The 20,789-nt window shown below is 63.3% G+C and carries 18 protein-coding genes; 7 read left to right on the top strand and 11 right to left on the bottom strand.

Annotated features, from left to right (window positions below; all coding sequences use genetic code 11):
• Positions 1 to 23 precede the first annotated feature (23 nt).
• Positions 24 to 1,148, bottom strand: coding sequence for an SGNH/GDSL hydrolase family protein (locus tag B8V81_RS01330; RefSeq protein ID WP_052333519.1), 1,125 nt, complete (start codon positions 1,146 to 1,148; stop codon positions 24 to 26).
• 134 nt (positions 1,149 to 1,282) lie between these two features.
• Entirely contained in the window at positions 1,283 to 2,539 is a 1,257-nt protein-coding gene (locus tag B8V81_RS01325; protein WP_052333518.1) for a helix-turn-helix domain-containing protein, read from the bottom strand.
• A gap of 141 nt (positions 2,540 to 2,680) precedes the next feature.
• Here B8V81_RS01325 and B8V81_RS01320 point away from each other — a divergent pair, with 141 nt between their 5' ends.
• Positions 2,681 to 3,436, top strand: coding sequence for an SDR family NAD(P)-dependent oxidoreductase (locus B8V81_RS01320; RefSeq protein ID WP_028600178.1), 756 nt, complete (start codon positions 2,681 to 2,683; stop codon positions 3,434 to 3,436).
• 1,036 nt (positions 3,437 to 4,472) lie between these two features.
• Here B8V81_RS01320 and B8V81_RS01315 read toward each other — a convergent pair.
• Complete coding sequence (locus tag B8V81_RS01315; RefSeq protein WP_101807517.1) at positions 4,473 to 5,333, bottom strand: NAD-dependent epimerase/dehydratase family protein; 861 nt, start codon at positions 5,331 to 5,333, stop codon at positions 4,473 to 4,475.
• 189 nt (positions 5,334 to 5,522) lie between these two features.
• Between B8V81_RS01315 and B8V81_RS01310 the strand changes: the two genes are divergently transcribed.
• Positions 5,523 to 6,059 (top strand): hypothetical protein, encoded by a 537-nt coding sequence (locus tag B8V81_RS01310; RefSeq protein ID WP_101807516.1) that lies wholly within the window; start codon positions 5,523 to 5,525, stop codon positions 6,057 to 6,059.
• Between the two features lie 226 nt (positions 6,060 to 6,285).
• Here B8V81_RS01310 and B8V81_RS01305 read toward each other — a convergent pair whose 3' ends face one another.
• A complete protein-coding gene (locus tag B8V81_RS01305; RefSeq protein ID WP_101807515.1) occupies positions 6,286 to 7,176 on the bottom strand; it encodes a DMT family transporter in 891 nt (296 codons plus the stop codon).
• Between the two features lie 193 nt (positions 7,177 to 7,369).
• On the opposite strand from B8V81_RS01305, the gene B8V81_RS01300 reads away from it, so the two are divergent.
• From B8V81_RS01300 to B8V81_RS01290, 3 genes are all read left to right on the top strand, one after another.
• Positions 7,370 to 7,969, top strand: coding sequence for a TetR/AcrR family transcriptional regulator (locus B8V81_RS01300; protein ID WP_028600176.1), 600 nt, complete (start codon positions 7,370 to 7,372; stop codon positions 7,967 to 7,969).
• Positions 7,970 to 8,044: 75 nt separating this feature from the next.
• Entirely contained in the window at positions 8,045 to 9,259 is a 1,215-nt protein-coding gene (locus B8V81_RS01295) for an MFS transporter (protein WP_101807514.1), read from the top strand.
• Positions 9,260 to 9,363: 104 nt separating this feature from the next.
• Positions 9,364 to 10,347 carry a nucleoside hydrolase gene (locus tag B8V81_RS01290; protein WP_101807513.1) on the top strand — a complete coding sequence of 328 codons (984 nt, stop codon included), beginning with the start codon at positions 9,364 to 9,366 and terminating at the stop codon, positions 10,345 to 10,347.
• A gap of 114 nt (positions 10,348 to 10,461) precedes the next feature.
• Here the strand turns inward: B8V81_RS01290 and B8V81_RS01285 are convergent, their stop codons facing one another.
• Positions 10,462 to 11,025, bottom strand: coding sequence for a hypothetical protein (locus tag B8V81_RS01285; RefSeq protein WP_146000432.1), 564 nt, complete (start codon positions 11,023 to 11,025; stop codon positions 10,462 to 10,464).
• Positions 11,006 to 11,503: an RNA polymerase sigma factor gene (locus B8V81_RS01280; RefSeq protein ID WP_101807511.1), complete on the bottom strand. Its 498-nt coding sequence runs from the start codon at positions 11,501 to 11,503 to the stop codon at positions 11,006 to 11,008. Before B8V81_RS01280 ends, B8V81_RS01285 begins: the two co-directional genes overlap by 20 nt.
• A 170-nt stretch (positions 11,504 to 11,673) precedes the next feature.
• Between B8V81_RS01280 and B8V81_RS01275 the strand changes: the two genes are divergently transcribed.
• Together B8V81_RS01275 and B8V81_RS01270 are read left to right on the top strand one after the other, a co-directional pair.
• Positions 11,674 to 12,261: a TetR/AcrR family transcriptional regulator gene (locus B8V81_RS01275; RefSeq protein ID WP_101807510.1), complete on the top strand. Its 588-nt coding sequence runs from the start codon at positions 11,674 to 11,676 to the stop codon at positions 12,259 to 12,261.
• A 65-nt stretch (positions 12,262 to 12,326) separates the two neighbouring features.
• Positions 12,327 to 13,592 (top strand): phytoene desaturase family protein, encoded by a 1,266-nt coding sequence (locus tag B8V81_RS01270; protein ID WP_101807509.1) that lies wholly within the window; start codon positions 12,327 to 12,329, stop codon positions 13,590 to 13,592.
• A 147-nt stretch (positions 13,593 to 13,739) separates the two neighbouring features.
• Here the strand turns inward: B8V81_RS01270 and B8V81_RS01265 are convergent, their stop codons facing one another.
• The 5 genes from B8V81_RS01265 to B8V81_RS01245 form a co-directional block, all read right to left on the bottom strand.
• A complete protein-coding gene (locus B8V81_RS01265) occupies positions 13,740 to 14,732 on the bottom strand; it encodes a carbohydrate ABC transporter permease (RefSeq protein WP_244912692.1) in 993 nt (330 codons plus the stop codon).
• Positions 14,713 to 15,486 (bottom strand): carbohydrate ABC transporter permease, encoded by a 774-nt coding sequence (locus B8V81_RS01260; RefSeq protein WP_244912691.1) that lies wholly within the window; start codon positions 15,484 to 15,486, stop codon positions 14,713 to 14,715. The genes B8V81_RS01265 and B8V81_RS01260 overlap by 20 nt, the downstream gene beginning before the upstream one ends.
• 107 nt (positions 15,487 to 15,593) lie before the next feature.
• On the bottom strand, positions 15,594 to 17,876 hold the full coding sequence (locus B8V81_RS01255; protein ID WP_101807506.1) for a DUF5696 domain-containing protein: 2,283 nt from the start codon (positions 17,874 to 17,876) through the stop codon (positions 15,594 to 15,596).
• Positions 17,870 to 19,861 carry a YIP1 family protein gene (locus tag B8V81_RS01250; RefSeq protein WP_146000431.1) on the bottom strand — a complete coding sequence of 664 codons (1,992 nt, stop codon included), beginning with the start codon at positions 19,859 to 19,861 and terminating at the stop codon, positions 17,870 to 17,872. The genes B8V81_RS01255 and B8V81_RS01250 overlap by 7 nt, the downstream gene beginning before the upstream one ends.
• A gap of 45 nt (positions 19,862 to 19,906) precedes the next feature.
• Entirely contained in the window at positions 19,907 to 20,767 is an 861-nt protein-coding gene (locus B8V81_RS01245) for a carbohydrate ABC transporter permease (protein ID WP_244912690.1), read from the bottom strand.
• Positions 20,768 to 20,789: the final 22 nt, after the last annotated feature.

The raw sequence follows: 20,789 nt of genomic DNA, 5'->3' as shown, positions 1-20,789 counted from the left end.
TCGCGGGGCTCGGCCGTCGGCTGTCAACGTTCGTGCAGCAGCCCCCGCAAATGCTCCGCCAGCGCCTCCGCCGCCTGCCGATGCGCCTCGGCGCCGGGATGCTGGCGGGCGCCCTGCGTGCGGGCCGTCATCGCCGGCAGCTGGAACACGGCGACGCGGCGGTCGCCGGTGCGCCTCGCATGGGCGTCGACGGCGCGATAGAGGCTCGGCATCATCTCGATGCCGAGCATGCCGTACGCCCAGACGATCCACGCCTGCGGATTGCAGGCGCGCAGCCGTCCGAGGAATTGCTCAGCCGCCGCCTCGAACGCCTGCAAATCCTCCTCGTGAAAGCTGCCGTCGTCCTTCAGCCGCTGCTTGAACGTCTGCCCCGTCTCCGCGCAGGTCCACTGCGGCGAGCGGAACGCGCCGCTGTCGTTCGTGCCGAGATTGACGACGACCGCATCCGGCTGCCAGGAGCCGAAGTCATGCGGCTCCAGCGCGCCGAGCGCCGCGTTGCGCTCGCCGCCGAGCAGGCCGCATGTCTGCTCGTACACCGCCGGCATCCGCGAGCGCGGATCATTGTCCCAGCCGCTGAGCACCCCCCAGCCGCTCTGCGACAGGATGCGGCAGTCGGCGTCCAGCGCCTCGGCCGTCCGCCAGCCGTAGCTGTCGAGCGCGCTGAACCACATCGGGATCCAGTCCTCTTCCGCCTGCGCCCCGACCGCTCCTTCGCCGGAAGTAATGCTGTCCCCGACGAACTCGATCCGGCGCGCCCGCTCCGGCACCGGCAGCAGCTCCCCGTCCGTGCGCAGGCCGTGGAGCAGCAGCGCGCAGGCCGGATCTCCGCTCATTGCCTGCGTTTCCTTGACGAAACGCACGCGCTTGGCCGTCCGCGGGTCCATCCCGCGGAACACCGGCACCCAGCGTCGGCCCTCCTGAGCCATCTGGCGGCTGACCGGAGTCCCGTTCACCAGCAGGCTGAACCATGGCTCATACGGTCCGAACGAAGCCTCGACCTCCAGCCACAGCTCCGTCCCCGTCACGACCAGCTCGATGCCGCTGCCCGTCCAGAACAGCGCGAGCGGCGAGCGCGACGGCCCTGTCCTCCCATGCGCTCGGATCAGCGGCGCATCCTCCAGCGCCATCGTCCGCATCTTCTGTTCCATTCTCGCATCCCCCTCGTCGGCTCTTTTCGCGCGAGCCCTGCATCCGTGCATGGGTCCAGCGCCCACGGGCGGCGCAGCCTAACGGTTAGGCCGCGCCGATCTCCTCCTTATCGTTCCACTCGGCAGAGGGATCGTCAAGCCTGCGGCAGCCTCCGCGCCGGACGCCGCTCCGCGCGCCGGTACGCCCGGGGCGTCTGGCCTTCCCATTTCTTGAACACCTTGATGAAGTAGCTCTGATCGTGAAAGCTCAGCCACGCCGCGATGTCCGCGACCGGGTAGTCGGTGAGCGAGAGCAGCTTCTTGGCCTCCTCGATCCGCTCGCGCTGGATGTAGGCCGAGATCGTCAGCCCGACCTCCTGGCGGAACAGGCCGGACAGGTAGTTGGGGCTGAGGTGGGCGCGCTCGGCGAGCCGGGGAAGCGTCAGCTCTCCGTACAGCCCGCTGGCGATCTCATGGAGGCAGTCCTGCACGGCGGGAGAAAAGCGGCCGCGGCGCTCCTGCGCCACCCGGTCGACGAAGTCGAACAGCGCCTTGGTCATGACCGCGCCGACCTCCTGCAGCGACGGCTGGTCCTCGAGCTGCTGAATATAGTAGTCGCTGAGCGTGAAAGCCGTCTCCTCCGGCAGGCCGCCCTCGATGGCGGCCCGGCAGATGAGCGCGATGCCGGTGATCATCAGGTTCTTCTCGCTGCGCAGGCGGCTGCGGCGCGCGAGCACGCCGAATTCCTCCTCGCCGACGATGAACTCCATGACGAACGCGCGCATCCGTTCTTTTTCCCCGGTGCGCACGTAGTGCAGCAAGACGCGCTCATGCGGCAGATTGGCATGCTGCAGCCCGCTGCGCCGGCTGCGCGACAGCTCCGCCTCCGCGCCGCGCCTCTCCGCCGAGGCCGGCTCCTGCAGCGGAGCCTCGGCCAGCAGGCCGGCTGCCGGATCGACCGGCGTCCGGCGCACCGCGAAGTGGACCATGAGGCCGATCGCGGCGGCCCGCTCCGACTCCAGCAGCGGCACCGCCTCGTACAGCTCGAGCAGCTGGCGCCGGTTGCCGGCATGGAGCGCGGCCAGTCCTTCGTCCAGGCCGTCGCCCGCATCCCGCTCCTGCGCGAACGGTCCGAGCACGATCGTGCCGGCGAGCCGCTCGTCGTCCAGCGCGTTCACGAACAGGTATTGCAGCCGCGAGCGCGTGAAGCGGATCGGCTGGTCGGCCGCCACAAGCGCATATTCGGCGCCGGCGACCTGGTCGCGGACGGCCGCGAAGAACGGATTGGTCCGGAGCGCGGCGGGGGCGTGCTCCGCTTCGATTTTTCGCCCCGGATGGACGATGAAGACCGGCACCTGCAGGGCGTCGTATAGAAGCCTTCCGAATTCCCTCAGCTGCTCCAGCTTGTTCATGTCCGTCCCCCTTCGGCTGCCGGCCGATCTCAAGATGTGAAAAAAGTACTACAAATCGGAGAAAAGAACAAGGAACGCCGATGTAAGCGCTCTACAATGGAGGAGCAGCAGATCCCACTCTCTCCGAAAGGATGATCCCATATGCTTAACGAAAAAATCGCGCTCGTCACCGGCGGAGGCAGCGGCATCGGCCGCGCCACGAGCCTGAAGATGGCCGGCTACGGAGCCAAGCTCGTCATCGTCGACTTCAACGAGGCCGGAGGCCAGGAAACGGTCCGGCTGATCCAGGAGCAGGGCGGCGAGGCGATCTTCGTCCAGGCCGACGTCTCCAAGGCCGAGGACGTGCAGCGCTATGTGCAGGCGGCCGTCGACGCCTTCGGCCGGATCGACGTCTTTTTCAACAACGCCGGCATCGTGCAGAAGTTCAACCGGCTCGCCGACATCGAGGAGAGCGAGTTCGACCGCATCATGAGCGTCAACGTGCGCGGCGTCTTCCTCGGCATGAAGTATGTGCTGAAGGTGATGGAGCAGCAGGGCGGCGGCTCGATCGTGAACACGGCTTCCACCGCGGGCGTGAAGAGCGAGCATAGCGCGTCGGCCTATTCCGCGAGCAAGCATGCGGTCGTTGGCTTGACGAAGGGCGCGGCGATCGAATATGTGAAAAAAGGCATTCGCGTCAACGCCATCTGCCCGGGCGGCGTCGAGACGGCGCTGACGAAGGGCGTCGAGGCGGCGTTCCTGTCCGGCGGCTACGTGCCGGAGGAAGTCGGCAACATGCGCATGGGCCGCTACGCCCAGCCGGACGAGCTCGCGGAGGTGGCCTGCTTCCTGGCCTCGGACCGCGCCAGCTACATGACCGGCTCGATTGTCGTCGCCGACGGCGGGCTCACGCTGTAAGGCGCGGACGGACGGGCAAGTCGCAAAAAAGAGAAGGAGCCGAGCAAGCTCGGCTCCTTCTCTTTTTTGCGGTTGATGGCGATGGGCGGATGGACCGCCGGAACCGGCGGGACGGGACGGATTCAAGGCAGTTTTCTGCCTTGAATCCATCGGTTCCGGCTGGCTGGGACGGATTCAAGGCACATTTCTACCTTGGATTTGCCGGTTCCGGCCGTCGGGCCGGATCCAAGGCACATTTCTGCCTTGGGTTCAGCGTTTCCGGCCGGTCGGGCCGGATCCAAGGCACTTTTCTGCCTTGGATTCGCCGGTTCCGGCCGACGGGCCGGATCCAAGGCAGTTTTCTGCCTTGGATTCGCCGGTTCCGGCCGGTCGGGCCGGATCCAAGGCACTTTTCTGCCTTGGATCCACCGGTTCCGGCCGTCCGGGCCGGATCCAAGGCAGTTTTCTGCCTTGGATTCGCCGGTTCCGGCCGTCGGGCCGGATCCAAGGCAGTTTTCTGCCTTGGATCCATCGGTTCCGGCCGGTCGGGCCGGGTCCAAGGCACATTTCTGCCTTGGATTTGCCGGTTCCGGCCGGCCGGGACGGATTCAAGGCAGTTTTCTGCCTTGGATTTTCCGGTTCCGGCCGACGGGCCGCATCCAAGGCAGTTTTCTGCCTTGGATCCACCGGTTCCGGCCGTCCGGGCCGGATCCAAGGCAGTTTTCTGCCTTGGATTCGCCGGTTCCGGCCGACGGGCCGGATCCAAGGCACTTTTCTGCCTTGGATTCGCCGGTTCCGGCCGTCGGACCGGCTCCAAGGCAGTTTTCTGCCTTGGATTCACCGGTTCCGGGCAAGCGAGGATGGCTGCATACGGCGGACTGCGATGAAGGAGTTCAGACTACCTTCGTACGTCCTGGCTGTACCTGCCCTTGCCTTGTCCGCCTCGCCCTGCCTCTACCTGCCTTGCCCTGTCCGCCTCGTTCCACCTTTACCTGACTTGCCTTGTCCGCCTTGCCCGTCCCGCATCGTCCTGCCGCTCGCCCGCAGTGCAGCTCGCCTAGAGGCCGAGCTGCTCCCGCCAGCGGCGCTTCGGCTGCCAGCCGAGCAGGCGCATCGCCTTTTCGCTGCTCAGCAGCGACTCATGCCCTTCCAGCGGAGCGCGATAATCCTGCACCTCGGGATAGCGCGCGGCCATCAGCTCGCGGCTCGGAACCGCCATGCTCGTCTCGTCCGACGCCAGGTTCAGCGCGACCGAGCCGAGCCCCTCCGCCTCGACGGCCAGACGGCAAGCCTCGGCGGCATCGCGCGTGTCGATGTAGCTCCATAGGATGCGCTCCCGCTCCTCGGGCTTGTCGATCCAGGACGGGAACTGCTCGTACCACTCCGGCGGAATGACGTTGCCGAGCCGCAGCGAGACGACCTGCATGCCGGTCCGCCGATGGAACATATCGGCCGTCAGCTCGCCGACGACCTTGGACAGGCCGTAACTGTCCTGCGGCAGCTGAGGATGCGCCTCGTCCATCGGCACATACTGCGGGCCGAACGGATGCACGGCGAAGCAGATGCCGTAGCTCGACTCGCTCGAGGCGACGACGGCCTTGCGGATGCCGAGCCCCGCCGCGGCCTCCAGCACGTTGTAGGTGGACATGACGTTGTTGCGGAACGTCGTCTCGGGCGGCACCATGCCCGCTCTCGGGATCGCCGCCAGGTGCACGACCGCGTCTGCGCCGGCGAGCGCGCCGTAAGTCTGGCCGAGATCCTGCAGATCGACGATGAGCGTCGGGCAGAGCGGCTCCTCCGGGTGGCGGGTATCGACATTCGTCACTTCATAGCCTTGCTCGAGGAAATGCCGGACGACCCAGCGTCCCAGCACGCCGCTTCCTCCGGTCACGACCACTTTCTTGCCAGCAGATGACATGATCGGATCTGCCTCCTCTAGTTGGGTTTTAGCTGCACTGCTTCGTTCGCATGCCTCGCTGCAAGGACAGCTCCCCTTAGCTTAAACTTTGTTTAGCGGACGAACAATCTTTTTCTGGACTATGCCCCCTATGGAAAAAAAGGTATGGTTTACCTATCCGAAAACGATTGCCGAGGAGGAAGATGTCCGATGGAGGAATATGTAAGAGATTATGCGATGTACGCGTCCGTATTCGGCCTGTTCAGCATGAGCTGGTTCGGCTGGGCCCAGGAAAAGCCGCGCGAGTCATGGCGGGCCGGACTCGGGATCGCGGCAGGAGCGGCGCTGCTCGTCTGCCTGGGCGGCGTCTACTTGAGCATCACGAACTGGGACGCGCCCTCGGCGCTGAACGAGACGAACGCTTTCCGCGCTTACCTGATCGCTTTTTATGCGGAGCTGGCGCTGGCCGGCATCGGCTCCTGGCTTCTGTACCGGGCCAAAAAGCCGTCCTTCGTGGCGCCGTGGATCACGCTCGTCGTCGGCGTCCATTTCATCAGCCTGAAAAGCGTCTTCGACGATGCCGCGCTGTACCTGCTCGCGGCGCTCATGATCGCCGTCGCCCTGGCCGCTGTCCCGCTGGCGCGAAAGCTGAACGTCGCCTCGAGCGCGATGACCGGCATCGGCTGCGGGACGATCCTGCTCGGATTCGCCGCGCTGGGCCTGATCCGCTTCTGGATGGCGGCTTGAAGCCGCAGGCCAGCGTCGCCTGCGTCGCCCGGGTGGCCCGTGCGAGGCCAGCATCGCCTGCGTCGCCCGGGTGGCCCGTGCGAGGCCAGCATCGCCTGCGTCGCCCGTGTGGCCAGCGAGGCCAGCGTCGCCTGTATGGCCCGCGAGGCCCGTGTGGCCCGCAGGCCAGCTTCGCCTGCGTCGCCCGCGGGGGGCCGACTGCCGAGCGGCTCCTCGCGCCCGCCGCTCACGCCTGCGCGGAGGCCGGCTTGGCGGGCCGCCTGAACAGCGGCAGCTGCAGCCAGAGGATGCCGCCGATGAACACGGCCGCCCCGATCCCGACGTAGATCGTCATCGGCTCGTCGAAGAACAGCACCGACCAGAGCATCGTGAACAGCGCCTGCACGTTGCCGAGCAGCGCGGCCGCGGCGAGCGGCACGCGCTTCAGCCCTTCCGCGAACCAGACGAAGCTGAGCCCGGTAATGAGGCCGAGCGCGAGCACCGCCGCCCATGCGGCGAGCGACATCTCGCCGACGAAGCCCCAGCCGGGCTGCAGCGGCGGCAACGGCGCCAGCAGCAGCGCGCTGACGGCGAACGCCGACAGGTTCATGCTGCCGGAATCCAGCTCGCCGACGAGGCGGCGCTGGCTGATGACATGCAGCCCCGCCCCGGTGCCTCCGAGCACGAGCAGCAGCATCGTCAGCCCGCCCGAGCCGAGCTGCTCCAGCGGCATGCCGTTCCAGCCGATGAGGCCGACGCCGAGCATGCGCAGCGCGGCGGCCGTCCAGCCGCGGCCGGATACGCGCTCGCGCAGCAGCCAGGCGGAGAACAGCAGGATCGCCGTCGTCTGCACCGGCGGGATCAGGATGTTGGAGTACGAGTAGCCGAGCGTGATCGCGGCGTTCTCGAACAGGTAGTTGGCCGCTTTGGCCGCTCCGCCGATCCAGATCCACTTGAGCGCCAGATGAAGCCGCAGCCCGCGGCCCCGCACGAGCATATAGATTCCCAGAAACAGCACGCCGAAGAAAAAGCGGCCGAACGAAATCGCGAAGCTGTCCAGCATCGGCGAAGCGGTCTTGACCAGCACGCCGACGAAGCTCCAGGCCAGCGTGGCCAGAAGCACAAGCACGTAACCCATTGCCGTTCCCCCTTCGATGCATGAAGTATAGGCTCGCACGGGAGAATAGGCAAGAGCGGCGGCAGAAGGCCGAGCGGCTTCGTTTCCAGCCGTTCCCCCTGCGGAAGCGGTTGTGGAAGGCGGCATTCCTCGCTATAATACTGAATATACGTTCAGGATACGATCAAGGCTAGGAAACCGGGGTGAGGCCGAGTTGAACAAGAAGCAGCAGCAGACGGAGCAGACGAAAAAACGGATCGCCGACGCCGCACGGACGTTGTTCGTGCAAAAGGGCTACAAGGCGACGTCGATCGACGAGATCGTCCAGGCGACCGGCTGCAGCGCCGGCAACATCTACTACCATTTCAAGAGCAAGGAAGGGCTCATCCTCCATCTGCTCGACGAGTGGAACCGCGAATGGGAAGACAACTGGCTCGCCGAGGAAGCCCGCTACGAGACGGCGGCCGACAAGCTGTACGGCATGGCCGAGCATCTCGCGCTCGACCAGTGGAGCCACCCGCTGGCCAAGGCGGTCGACGAGTTTTTCAACCTGTCCGACAAGACGAGCGGCGTCGAAGAGCGAATGCACGGCATCGTGGAAGGCTATCTGGCGTTCAACCGCCAGCTGCTGCAAAAGGGCGTCGACAGCGGAGAGTTCGCGGTCCAGGACGTGGAGACGGCGGCTCTCCTGCTGGACAGCCTGCTCTACGGCCTCAGCCAGCATGCCAAGCGCATGACGCGGGAAAAGGCTCTCGCGGCCTATCGGGCCGGAATGGATGCGTTCCTGTACGGAATCGCCGGAGCGGCTCGGTAACAGCCGCGCTTTTTTTCGCCATATTCTAGAACGAATATTCAGGATTTTCGCAATCCATCAGGGGGTACCATCATCATGACGCTTCTACTGCGCAACCGCGGAGCGATCCTGCTCCTCATGCTCAACCTGTTTATCGTCTTCACCGGCATCGGCCTCGTCATCCCGATCATGCCGAAATTCATGGAGCTGCTCGGCATCTCCGGCAGCCTCGTCGGCCTGCTCGTCGCTTCCTTCTCGCTGACGCAGCTGCTGTTCTCTCCGCTCGCGGGACGGCTCTCCGACCGGTTCGGCCGCAAGCGGCTGATCGTGATCGGCATGACCGTCTTCGCCGTATCCGAAGCGCTGTTCGGCTTCGCCGAGCAGCCTTGGCTGCTGTTCGCCTCGCGCCTGCTCGGCGGCGTCAGCGCCGCGCTCATCATGCCGGCGGTCATGGCCTACGCCGCGGACGTGACGACCAAGGAGGAGCGCGCGGCCGGGATGGGCTACATCAACGCCGCGATCACGACCGGCTTCATCATCGGGCCCGGCATCGGCGGCTACATCGCCGAGTTCGGCCTGCGCGTGCCGTTCTATGCGGCCGGCGTCGCCGGCCTGATCGCCGCGGCGCTCACGCTGTTCGTGCTGCGCGAGTCGAAGCCGGCGCAGCCGGACGCAGCCGCATACGCGGCGCAGCTTCCGGACGCCTCCTACGGCCGCCGGAGCAGCCTCGCCGGCCAGCTGCTGACGTCCCACCGCGAGCCTTATTTCTTCAGCCTCATCGTCGTCTTCACGCTGTCGTTCGGCCTCGCCAACTTCGAGACGGTGTTCGGCCTGTTCGTCGACCACCGGTTCGGCTTCGAGCCGAAGGACATCGCGTTCATCATCACGTTCGGCTCCATCGCCGGCGCCGTCGTGCAGGTGACCGCCTTCGGCTGGATCCTCAACCGGTTCGGCGAGAAGCGCGTCATCTCGACCTGCCTGCTGTTCGCCGGCGCGTTCATCCTGCTGACGCTGTTCGTGCACACGTTCTGGCTCATCTTCGCCGTGACGTTCGTCGTCTTCCTCGCGATCGACATCCTGCGGCCCGCCATCAGCACGCAGATGTCCAAGCTTGCCGGCGCCGACCAGGGCTACGTAGCCGGACTGAACTCCGCCTTCACGAGCCTCGGCAACATCGCCGGTCCGATCGTCGCGGGCGTGCTGTTCGACGTCCATATCGCGACGCCGTACGCGCTCGCGAGCGTCGTGCTGCTGCTCTGCTTCGTCCTCTCGACGAGGCTGCGGGGCGGGGAGCCGGAGACGGGCCGCTAGGCGGAGCCCTTCTTCCGGGTCCCGCTCGGCTTGAACCGCGGCAGCCCGATTCCTTATCCTGGGGTCAGCGGCGCATTAAACAACCAGCAAAGGAGGGTCTCTCCATGCATTCGAATCTCCGACTGATCGTGGACACCGACACCGCCGGCGACGACGTCACGTCGCTCCTGATGGGCCTGCTCTGGCCCGGCGTGCGCATCGAGGCGATCACCACCGTCATGGGCAACATTCCCGTCGAATCCTGCACGGCCAATGCGCTGACGACGGTCGAGGCGGCAGGCCGCGGCGGCCAGGTGCCGGTCTACCAGGGCTGCGACCGGCCGCTGCTGCGGCCGCTCATGCAGGCGGCCTACGTCCACGGCGCGGACGGCATGGGCGAGTCGAACTTTCCGCCGCCCGAGCATCGCGCCGAGACCGAGCATGCCGCCCATGCGATCGTCCGGCTGCTGAACGAGCATCCCGGCGAGCTGGAGATCGTCGCGCACGGCCCGCTCACGAACCTCGCCGTCGCGTACATGCTCGACCCTTCCATCGTCCATAAGGTCAAGAAGGTGTGGGTCATGGGCGGCAGCTGCCACTTCCGGGGCAACATCACCGCGACGGCGGAGTTCAACTTCTACGTCGATCCGGAAGCGGCCCGGATCGTGTTCCAGGCCGGCTTCCCGATCGTCATGATCGGCTGGGACATCTGCGTCCGCAACGCCCTCGTCGGCGGCGAGGACCTGCAGCGCCTGCACGCGATCGACACGCCGACAGCGCGCTTCTACCGCCAGGTCAACCGCAAGGCGCTCGCCTTCAACCAAGCGAACGGGCTGGACGGCGTCACGCATCCCGACTCCATCACGATGGCGATGGCGATCCAGCCGGAGCTGATGCTGCGCTCGCAGCGCTGCCAGGTGGACATCGAGTGCCAGAGCGAGGCGAACCGCGGCTTCAGCGCCGTCGATACCCGGCCCGCGCCGGAGAATACGCCGGCCTGGACCGGCGGCGAGCGGACAACCGCCGAGGTGTGCCTGGAGGCCGACTACGGACGGTTCTACCGGATGCTGACGGCGGTGCTGAGCGGCGACTTCCGCGAGTTCGCCTGAGGCGCGCGCGGCCCGGCAGCGGCTGCCTGCCTCTGCCCCGCGGAGAACGCGGAAAAAGACGGCGCCGGGATGCTCCCGGCGCCGTCTTTTTCCGCTTGGCGCGCCAGGCTCCGCTCAGTTCGCCGGAGCCATGTTGTTGTAGATGACGTCCGCCGTCACCTTGCCGCCGGCGACATCCTGCGAGGTGTAGCCGGAGACGACGTTTCCGACCTTGAACTCCTTCTGCAGCAGCTCCTCGGACGGCTCTGCGGCCGTCGGCTCCGGGCTGCCGAGGCGGGTCTGCTCCGTGACCGACACCCACAGGTCTCCGACCTTGAAGCTCTTGCCGTCCGCGCTCACCTCGGTGATGACGCCGTCGATGTTGACGGCGACCTTGCCCATGACCGGGGGCTTCGTGCCGACGCCGGCCGAGGCCTGCGGCTTCGGAGCCGGCTCCGGCGCGCTCGGATTCATCAGGAACAGGCTTGCCGACAAGGCCGCGCAGGCGGCCAGGCCGACGCTCCAGCCTGCGATCGTTCTCTTTTTGCTTGCTTCCATATTCATTCTCTCCTTCGCGGGATTGGATTTGATTTCTTCGGCCGTAGCCGCTGCCGCCGTCAGCTTCCGGCATGTCTCTTCCTGAAAGGCCTCGCTCGTCTTGACGCGGTCCATCGCCGACTTATAGACAGACTTCTTCATGGTCCAGACCTCCGATCTTCTGCTTCAGGATCATGCGCCCGCGCGCCAGCCAGGTGCCGACCGTGGCGGGCTTCGCCTGCAGGATCGCCGCGATCTCCTGGATCGAGTAGCCCTCGTAATAATGCAGGTGAATGGGGAGCCGGTACTTGCCGTCCAGAGCCAGCACGGCCTGCAGCACCTCGCTCTCTTCCTTCGGAAGATAGCTCAGGTCCTCGGGCACGGGATGGCGGCTCTTGAACCAGCCCGCCTTCAGCATGTTCTTGCTTTTGTTGATCGCCGTGCGGATCAGCCACGCCTTCTCATGCTCGCGGCTCTCGAAGACGGGACGCTTCTGCAGGTAGGCGAGGAACGTGTCCTGCGCCGCTTCCTCGGCATCCGCCGTGTTTTTCAAATAAGCGAAAGAGACCTTGATCAGGCTCTGCGAATGCTCGCCGATCGCCCGTCGCAGCGATTCGTGGAACGCTTCGGAATCGTGCACCGCCGGCACCTCCTTTCACTAGGAATACAACTCGGGAACGCGTTATTTTTCATGGCGCCCAATCTTTTTTTCCTCTGCCGTCCGCTGGCCCTTGACAGATCCGGCCGTGCGCCTTACCCTGATGTCAGCAACCACTGACATCTATCAGGGATAAAAGAGGAGAGCGAGCTGTGAGCAACCGTCATCTGGAGAGCAGCGGCAAGCTCCTGCGGGCCGCGATCGACCTGATCGCGGAGAAGGGCTACAACGGCGTCACGACCCAGGAGATCGCCGCGGCGGCCGGCCTCAGCGAGAAGACGCTGTTCCGCCACTTCGGGAGCAAGCAGAACCTGCTCGAAGCCGCGTTCGACCGGCACCATTACGCCGAAGAGATGAAGAAGCTCTTCGAGGAGAAGCTGACCTGGGAGCTGGAGGCCGATCTGCTCACCGTCTGCCGCACCTACCACGCGATCATGAACCGCAACCGCAAGCTCATCGAGATCAGCATCAAGGACGAGGCGCATCTGCCGGGGTTCAAGGAGCGGACCCGGCAGCACCCGCTGCAGCTGCTGGAGATTCTGACGCACTATCTGACCGAGATGGGTGCAAAGGGAAAGGCCGTTCCGGGAAATCCGCGGATGCAGGCGTTCACGTTCATGATGGCTCAGTTCGGCGCCTTCTCGAACGATCTGGAGGCCGGAAGAAACTATCCGCAGCTCGAGCTGGAGCCGTTCCTGCAGGAGAGCGCGAGGCTGTTCGCTAGGGCTTTGACCCCCTAGCCTTTTTTATCCCCCTTATGTCAGTAAGCACTGACACCCACACGAAGCGAAGGAGCGTGAACGGCATGAAGGAATCGATCCAAGCGTACGACGCCGCCATCATCGGAGGAGGACTGACGGGGCTGACGGCGGCCGTCTATCTGGCCCGGGCGGGCCGATCGGTGATCCTGCTGGAAAAAGAGCGGCGGCTCGGAGGAATGGCGGAGACGACCCGCATCAACGGGGCGCTGTTCAATCTGGGTCCGCACGCGATGTACGAGGGAGGAGCGGCGCTCCGCATCCTGCGCGAGCTGGATTGCGAGCCTCCAGGGGGCTATGCGGCGAAGTCAGGCATGCTGGGGATCCTCCAGGGACGGATCGTCGACGTCTCCCGCGACCTGTCCGCGGAGGAAAGCGGGGAGTGGAGCGGGCTCATGGGCGGTCTGAGCGGGATCGACACGGATGCCGTCGGCTCGCTGAGCCTGCGGGACTGGTCGCAGAAGAAGATCCGTCACGAGCGCGTGCGGCTCCTGTTCGAGGGCATGTGCAGGCAATGGACGTACAGCGGCGACATGAGCGCGCTCAGCGCCGGCTTTGCCATCCGTCAAGGACAGCTGGCCGCCCTCGGCGTCCGCTACGTCGACCGCGGCTGGCAGGCGGCGGTCGAGCGGCTGCGCGGGGCGGCCGTTCAAGCCGGGGCCGTCCTCGCGGCCGGCCGAGCGGCCGAGCGGGTGCTGCTGCGGGACGGCCGCGTGCGCGGAGTCTCGCTGGCCGACGGGTCTGCCCTGGAGGCGGCAGCCGTCCTCATGGCGGCAGGTCCCGAGGAAGCCTGCCGGCTGGTGCCCGGCAGCGCGCGGATGTCGCTCGGCAAGTGGCGCGGGGAGGCACGCCCCCTCTATGCGGCGTGCCTGGACATCGCGCTGAAGCGGCCCCCTTGCCCGGAGCGCGTATTCGCCCTCGGGCTCGATGAGCCGCTGTATTTCTCCAAGCATTCGGGACCGGTGTCCCTCAGCGACGACGGGTCCGCCGTGTTCCATGCGATGAAGTACAACGGGACGGACGGCGGCTCCGACGCGAAGGCCGACGAAAGCCGGCTGACCGAGCTTCTGGACCTGCTGGAGCCGGGCTGGGACAAGGAAATCGCCGCCATGCGCTTCACTCCCGGCGTCCTCGTCGCCCATGACTCGCGCCCGGCCTGCCGCCACGGCGCCGGCCCCGCGCCCGGCCCGTCGGTGCCCGAGGCGTCCGGCCTGTTCGTCGCCGGCGACTGGGTCGGCGCGGACGGACGGCTGGCAGACGCCGCCATGGCCAGCGCCAAGGCGGCGGCCGAGGCGATCTTGCGCCGCCGCTAGCAGCTCCCGAAAGAGATCCTTCGCCGTTGCAGGCGGAGGATCTCTTTCGGGAATCAGGCAACCCTCCTGCGCCCGAGGCATGCAAAGGGGCCGATACCGCAAGCCATCCAAAACGGCTTGCGGCAATCAGCCCCTTTTTGCTTGACCTTACTCTCCGGTAATGCCGGTCTTGTCGATGCTTTCTACGAACCATCGTTGAACGATCAGATACAGAAGGACGAGAGGAAGGATGGAGACGAGCGTCCCGGCGAAAGCTTTCGCCTCCGTGAAGTTCAGATTCGGGTTCTGATTGAAGTCGCCGCCCTGGCTGGCCTTGACCGCCGCGCCGTAGGAGTTCTGGAGATCCCCCAGCAGCATCGGAACCGTCCGGATCTTCCCGTCCAGGTAGAACGACGTCAGGAACGTCTCGTTCCAGTAGATGGAAAAGGCATACACGCCGACGATGATGAAGGCCGGGCCCGCCATCGGAATCGCGATTCTCCAGAACGTCCGGAATGCGCCTGCGCCATCGATGAAGGCCGCCTCCTCCAGCGCGTTCGGGATCATCTTGAAGAACTGGAAGAAGATCAGGATGAACAGAGCCGCCTGCTCGCCTTGTCCGGTCAAGGCCGGCACGACGAGCGCTCCGAGGTTGCCTTTCAGGCCAAGCTCCAGGAAAATCTGGAAGCGAGGAATGAAGAACAGCGTTTTCGGAACGATGTAGGTGAACAGAAGCAGCATGAGGACCAGGCTCTTTCCCCGGAAGGAGAAGCGCGCCAATCCATATCCGATCAAGGCGGAGGAAACGATCACGCTGACGGTCGAGGCTCCCGCCAGCAGGCCGGTCGTCAGGAACGACCCCGGCAGCTTCAGCGCCTTCCAGGTCATCTCGTAGTTGAACGCATACCACTGGGTGGGCAGCCACTTCACCGTGCTGTCGACCAGATCCATGTTGGACATGAGGCTGGCCGACGCCATATAAAGCAGCGGATACAGAAACACGAAGCCGAAGACGATCAGGACGAGATAGGTCACGGCCTTGTGGAGGAATCCGTCGCTGATCTGCATGCCGAACAGGAATTTCTTCAGGGCAGGGACGTATGTCCCGAGAAGCCGCTTCATCTGTCCTGACCGGTTGAGTTCACCTTGCATACGTGCCATTAGAGCCGCCCTCTTTCGAATTTCGGTTGCGGGTCGCATAATACAGGATCAGGATGAGCGCGATCTGGACGAAGGCATACAGCAAGGACAGGGCGGAGGCGTATCCTTCCCGCCTGGATCCGTCGAACTTGGCCTCCATGATGATCTTGTTGATCGGGTTCAGGTCGAAGTTCGCGAGGAAGACGACCAGATAGATCACGCATACGCTGACCAAGGAGTAGATGGTAGGCAAGGTGATCTTCCAGAAGGACGTCCACGGAGACGCCCCGTCGATCGAGGCGGCCTCGTACAAGTCCTTGCTGATTTTTTGCAGCGCCGCTAGGAAGATCAGGATCGGAACGGCGCTGTACCACAGCAGCTGCAGGATCAGCTCGAACAGGTCGACGATCAGCAGCAGGATCTCCCGGGACGGGATGAGGGTCCGAAGCGTCTCGAGCATGAAGCCATTGGCCGTGATGGACATGCCTCCGTACGTGCTCATGTTCTCCATCAATTTTCCGCTCAGGATGATGATCGGCAGGAAGAACAGCAGCCGGAAGAAGGCCTTGCCCCGGATCTTCTGGTTGAGCAGCATGGCGATGATGATCGACAAGGCGATGATGACCGGCACGTACAGCAGCGTCTCGACGAAATACGTCTGCACTTCCACGACAAAATCCGGCTCTTCGAAAAGGATCCGCTTGTAGTTCTCCGTTCCGACCCAGGCATACCGCCAGCCTGATTTCGATCCGAAGGAGACTTTGTAGAAGCTCATGGAGATCGTCCTGTACAGCGGATAAAGGACGAAGGCAAGAAAACCGACAATCCATGGACTGATGAACAAGATTCCCGTCAGGCTTTTCTTGGTCCTCATGTTTAGTTTCATAGAATCACGAATCCTTTTGATTTGATCCCTGCGTTGCCGTACTTGTAGTCCGCATCCGTGTGGTTGATCAGGATTTTCAGGCCGTTGTCGTACTCGACCAGGACGATCCCGTCGTCGACGATCGTATGGTTGACCATCTCCCTGCCCAGGACTTGGTCCAGCGCCTCGCCCACTGCCGCATGATAGGCGTCGATCCGATCCTCCAGCACGCCCAGCTGCGACACGAAGAAATCGTTGGACGCCGTCCGCTTGATCCGGTAGGTGGATTCGCCGGTCAGCACGAAGGAAGGATACGTTCCGAATTCAATCAGCTTCAGGATCGACTCGGCATCGTTGGAAGAGAAGTTCATATAAGGAGAGTACATCTCCGTATATCCGCTCAGGACAAGCGGCACCAACGGAATGGTCGCATCGATGAAGATCAGGTTGGACGAGGCGATCGGCGTATCGTAGTAAGCGCTGATGTACTTGTACAGGTAGGCATCCGGCCGATACAGGCCCGTCGTGATCCCGCTCTCGTTCAGCTCCTTCAGCGCCTTTTCCGCATAGGCCATCCCTTCGTGAGCGTAGCCGATCGTCCCGTGATCATAATGGGTGAACGCGCTGGAGCCGAATCCGTCCAAGGCCAGCGCTCCGACAGACTCCTTCTTCAGCGGCCCCGCATCCTGCTCGGCCAGCACGGGATAGAATTTCGGATTGTTCAAGTAGTTGTAAAGCGCCTTGTTCTCGTTGACCACGTTCATATCCTGCCGGTTCAGCTTGCTGGCCGTATAGGAGGTGGGATCATGCCAGGATCTCGCATAATCGGCATAGGAGCTGAACTTCACGCCGTTGGAAGAAAAGTAATCCATCGCTTCCCTGAACGCCCCTTCGCCGCCTAGCTGGCTCAATACGCCGAACCGATAAGCCCGTTCCTTCTTGACGAAGGTCTTGAACGATACATCCAGGTCCCCGTAGCCTTTCTCCTTCAGCTGCTTGACAAGCTCCTGCGCCTGTCCATAGGTCGTGACGGGCACATTCTCGACGCCGAGCGTTCCCATCTTGATTTCGTTGTTCACGAAATCAATCTTCATCGGCATCCGCTCTTTGACTTCCTGCATCCGCTTCGGCAAACCGTCCGTCTGGAGCAGGAATTCGCGGAATCCTTTGGCTACTCCGACATAATCGGCTTGCTTGCCGCTCAGGAAGACATAGCGCTGCGTCAGGTCGAACGGATTCGGATCCTTCTGGAAGCTGAGGATCGACTGGTCCGTGTTCGTCCGGCTCTGCACCTGGGCATACTGGGTGCGGTACGTGTAAGAGAAATAGGATTGATACAGATTGGTCTGCAAGTCCCGAGACACGTAATTGTAGGTCGCATACCCGGTGCCGCCCTCCGCGATGACGAGCACGCCCGAACGTCCGGCCTCGTGGACCATGCCGAAGATCGGCAGCGTCACCCGCTCGAGAGGCTTGACGACCGTCCTGCGCGAGTTGAACTCCGGCGTATCTTCATAGCCGGGATCCGGTCCGTAGACGGGAGCGGAATAGCCGGTCGCATAGCTCGGCTTCTCGCTCAGCCTCACCAGCGCTCCCGCTCCGTCCGGCAAGACGATATAGCCGTTCTCCCTGTGCGCGACGCTCCCGAAGAACGGGTAGGGAATGATCTCGCTCAGCCGGACGTCGTTGTTCCCCGGCTTGCCGAGCTTGGGATTGTACTCTTCGATGCTGCTGCGGGGGATGTCGACCAGCAGATCCCCTTTCTGCAGCGAGACGACAAGGTCGAACCTGATCTTCGCCTTGGCGAAGTCGATCGCGGCCTTGAAGCCGTCCTCCCTGTACTCGAACGTCATTTTGGCGCGGTCTCCCAGAAGGGTGCGCCGGCCGGCCGTGAACTTGTTGTACGTCATGATCGAGACGCCGGACTTCATATACCCCGCGATCTCGGCGCTGTACTTGGCTCCTCCCTGATCCATCCCGACATCATAGGAAAACCAGGTTTCCCCGCTGCACTTGTCCTTGACCGCGACGGCCGCGGTCTCTTCTTCCACATAGAGCGCCAGCTGGCTGTTCTCAGCCGCCTTCCGGAAGGAGGCGGGAACCGCTGCAGCGGCGTTCCCGGCAGCCTCCTTGGCGGGACCGATGCAGCCTTGCCCGTCGTTCACTGCGATAGCCTTGTGGCTGCTTTGGGCTGCAGCTATGCCATACTTGACGCTCTGGTGGTCTCCAAGCCGATGAGTCGCGAAGAGAGCCGCCGCAATCAGGATGACGATCGCCAAGCCCCACCATTTCTTCACCATCTTTTGCCCGCCTCCGTAATGACATCTTGCCCGAACCCGAGCAGCTGGCTGCCCAGTGAATACAGCACGAACAGGAACAATCCGACAATGAGCATCGTAAAGGCGCTCTTGAAGACGACGCCGACCGTCTCGCCCACTTCATAGCTGTGGATGTCCTTGATCATGAAGAACATCAGGAACGCGATCCATAGCGTCATCGCCTGAATCGGCAGCTCATAGAAGATCGACTGCTCCAGCGTGAATCCATTGCTGGCCAGGATGAGCGGCGGCAGGATGACGATCAGCGGGCTCAGCGCGTATGCCGTCGCGATGTACACCTCCCTGAAGCTCCCTTCCCCGTCGCTGATCGAGCAGACCAGGTAATTGGAGACGACCCACAGCACGGCGAATCCAAGGATGATCCACAGCTGATGGAGGAAGTAGCCTTGCTTGTCGACAAAAAGGCGGCTCGCAAACTCATGGTGCGCGATGAGCAGGACGAAGATCAGCGCATAGATCAGCGTAGCCGACAGCCGGGAGCCTCTGTTCTCATATTTGATCTCGTAGAGCGAATCGAGAGGATGCTTGAGGATCCGGAAGATCAGCAGGAAATCGTGAAGGAACTTCCTTCGAGACGCGGCCTTCAGCCGTTCTTTGGCCCGAGCGGCATAGCCGTAGGTCCGGTTCGCCCACTTGTGCGCGTAGCGCAGCGCCATCAAGCCCAGCAGGATGCCGAACACAAGGCCCAGATGGTCCCGCAGCCAGATCTGGCGGATTTCCCAGAATGATTCCGACAGGCCCGGCTTGTAGCCGACCTCCTCGAACTCCCGGTAAGCCAGGTCGGCCTCGCCGCTGCGGAGATAAGCCTCGCCCAGGCCGATATGGGCCTTGTCGAAGGTGGAGTTGTAGTGGAGCGTATGCTGCCATTGCTTCCGGCTCTCGGCGTAGTCCCCGTCCTGATAGGCATCCATCGCCTGATGGACGATATGGGAGAACTCCGACGGCCGGTACGTCTGGATCATCTTCGTGCCCTGGTCGACCACGAGCAGCTCGTCGGCCGAATTGGACGCGATGCTGACGGGCCGATTCAGCAGGCCCAGCCGGCTGGAGTTGAAATCCTTGCCGCCGAACATGAACAGCAGGTTTCCATTCGCGTCATATTCGAAGATCCACCCGTCCGAGCTGACGGAGAAGACGGTATTATGGCGCCCGATCCATACGCTCTCCATCGAGAACATGCCGACGATATCATCCGGGAAGTAGTTCTTGCCCGAGACGTTGAATTTCTTGATCGGATTCGTCTCGACGGAGGAAGTGACCGTGTAGAGGAACCCCTTCTTGTCGATGGCGATATTGCTCGGCACGTCCGGGAGCGCCTTGGCCAGCTTATCCTTCTGAGTCTTGGTCAGAAAAGCGGACCGCAGCTGGTCCATCAGCGGCACCTTCAGCGGATTGGCGCCGAAAAACGTAATGAACTCGCCCTCGCGGTTGAGCAGGATGAGGCCGTACGTCGATCCCGCGCTTCGGACATAGATGTTGCCCCTGACGTCGACCGCGACATTCGTCGGGCTGAACTCGTAGCCTTCCGCGAAGATCGGCGAATCGGGCTTGCCGATCTCGGCGGTCAGCGCAAGCGACTCTTTGTCGAAGACAAGGATCTTCTGCGCCTTGGCGTCCACCGCATAGATGGAGGCTTCCGTCACGAAGGTGCTTTTGACTCCGGAAAACTTGTCGCTGGCCAGCTCCTTGTAGAAGCGGAGCTTGCTGTCCAGGATGAAGACTTTGTTCAGCACGCTGTCGGTGACATAGACATAGTCCTGGCTGTCCACGAACACATGCTCCGGCGTGTCGAGCCGCTGTCCGTTGATCTGGCCGATCTGCTGCCCGGGCGTATAGGCGTCCTGCGTCCGGATCGTATAGCCGTCGCTGTCGCTGGTGTACGTGAAGTAAGGAGCATCCGATGCGGCATGGGCCTGCGCCGATCCCAGCAGCGCCAGGACCAGCACCGCCGTCCAAAACCTCCAGCTTCCCTTTGCTATGCGCATTCCCATTTACTTGATCCCCGTATGAGCCATGGAATCCATGACTTTATTTTGTAGAATGATGAACAGCACCAGGTTCGGCACGAACAGGATCATGCCGGCCACGGCCGACAAGCCGGCGCCGGCCACGATGTTCCCCGACTGCGCCACGAGCGTGTTCAGATAGAACGGGAGCGTCCGCAGCGATTCGTCGTTCATGAAGTTGGCCGAGCTTTCGACGTTGCCCCACGTCGCCTGGAACGTCAGGATCGCGACGGTGACGAGAGCCGGCTTCACGAGCGGCAGCATGACGCTCCAATACACCCGCCAGTTTCCTCCTCCGTCCATCTTGGAGGCTTCGATCAGATCATCCGGCACCTGGTCCATGAACTGCTTGAGCAGGAAGATGCCGATCGGCATCGCCAGCAGGGGTACGATATGCGCCAGATAGGTATTGAAGATGCCCATCTTCTCGATGATGAGGAAGCGCGGGATGGCTACGGCGATCGGCACGAACATGAGCGCCAGCGTATTGATCCTGTTGAACGTGTCCTTGCCCTTGAAGGTCAGCTTCGACAAGGCGAAAGCCGCCAGGGAGCTTACCGCGAGGGTAAGCAGGATGACCGCGATCGCCGCGAGCAGGCTGTTGAACACGTACCGCGACAGCGGGAGGCCCGATTCCGTTGAAAAATGAACGAGCAGGCGGAAATTCTCCAGCGTAGGCTGGCTGACGAAAAACCGCGGGGGATAGGCGAACAGCTCCGTGAACGGCTTGAACGAGTTGTTGATGATGAACACGATCGGCAGAGCCATGAACAGGGACAGGACCGCCAGGACCAGATGAAACCCCGTCTGATCCCGGTGCAGCTTGTCGGGATTGATTTTGACCACTCTTCTCACCACTCTAACGGAA

Source organism: Paenibacillus pasadenensis, assembly GCF_002864175.1.
GTDB lineage: Bacteria > Bacillota > Bacilli > Paenibacillales > Paenibacillaceae > Paenibacillus_O > Paenibacillus_O pasadenensis.
Note: the sequence above shows the minus strand (reverse complement) of the source record. Positions and strands in the feature narration are given on the sequence as shown.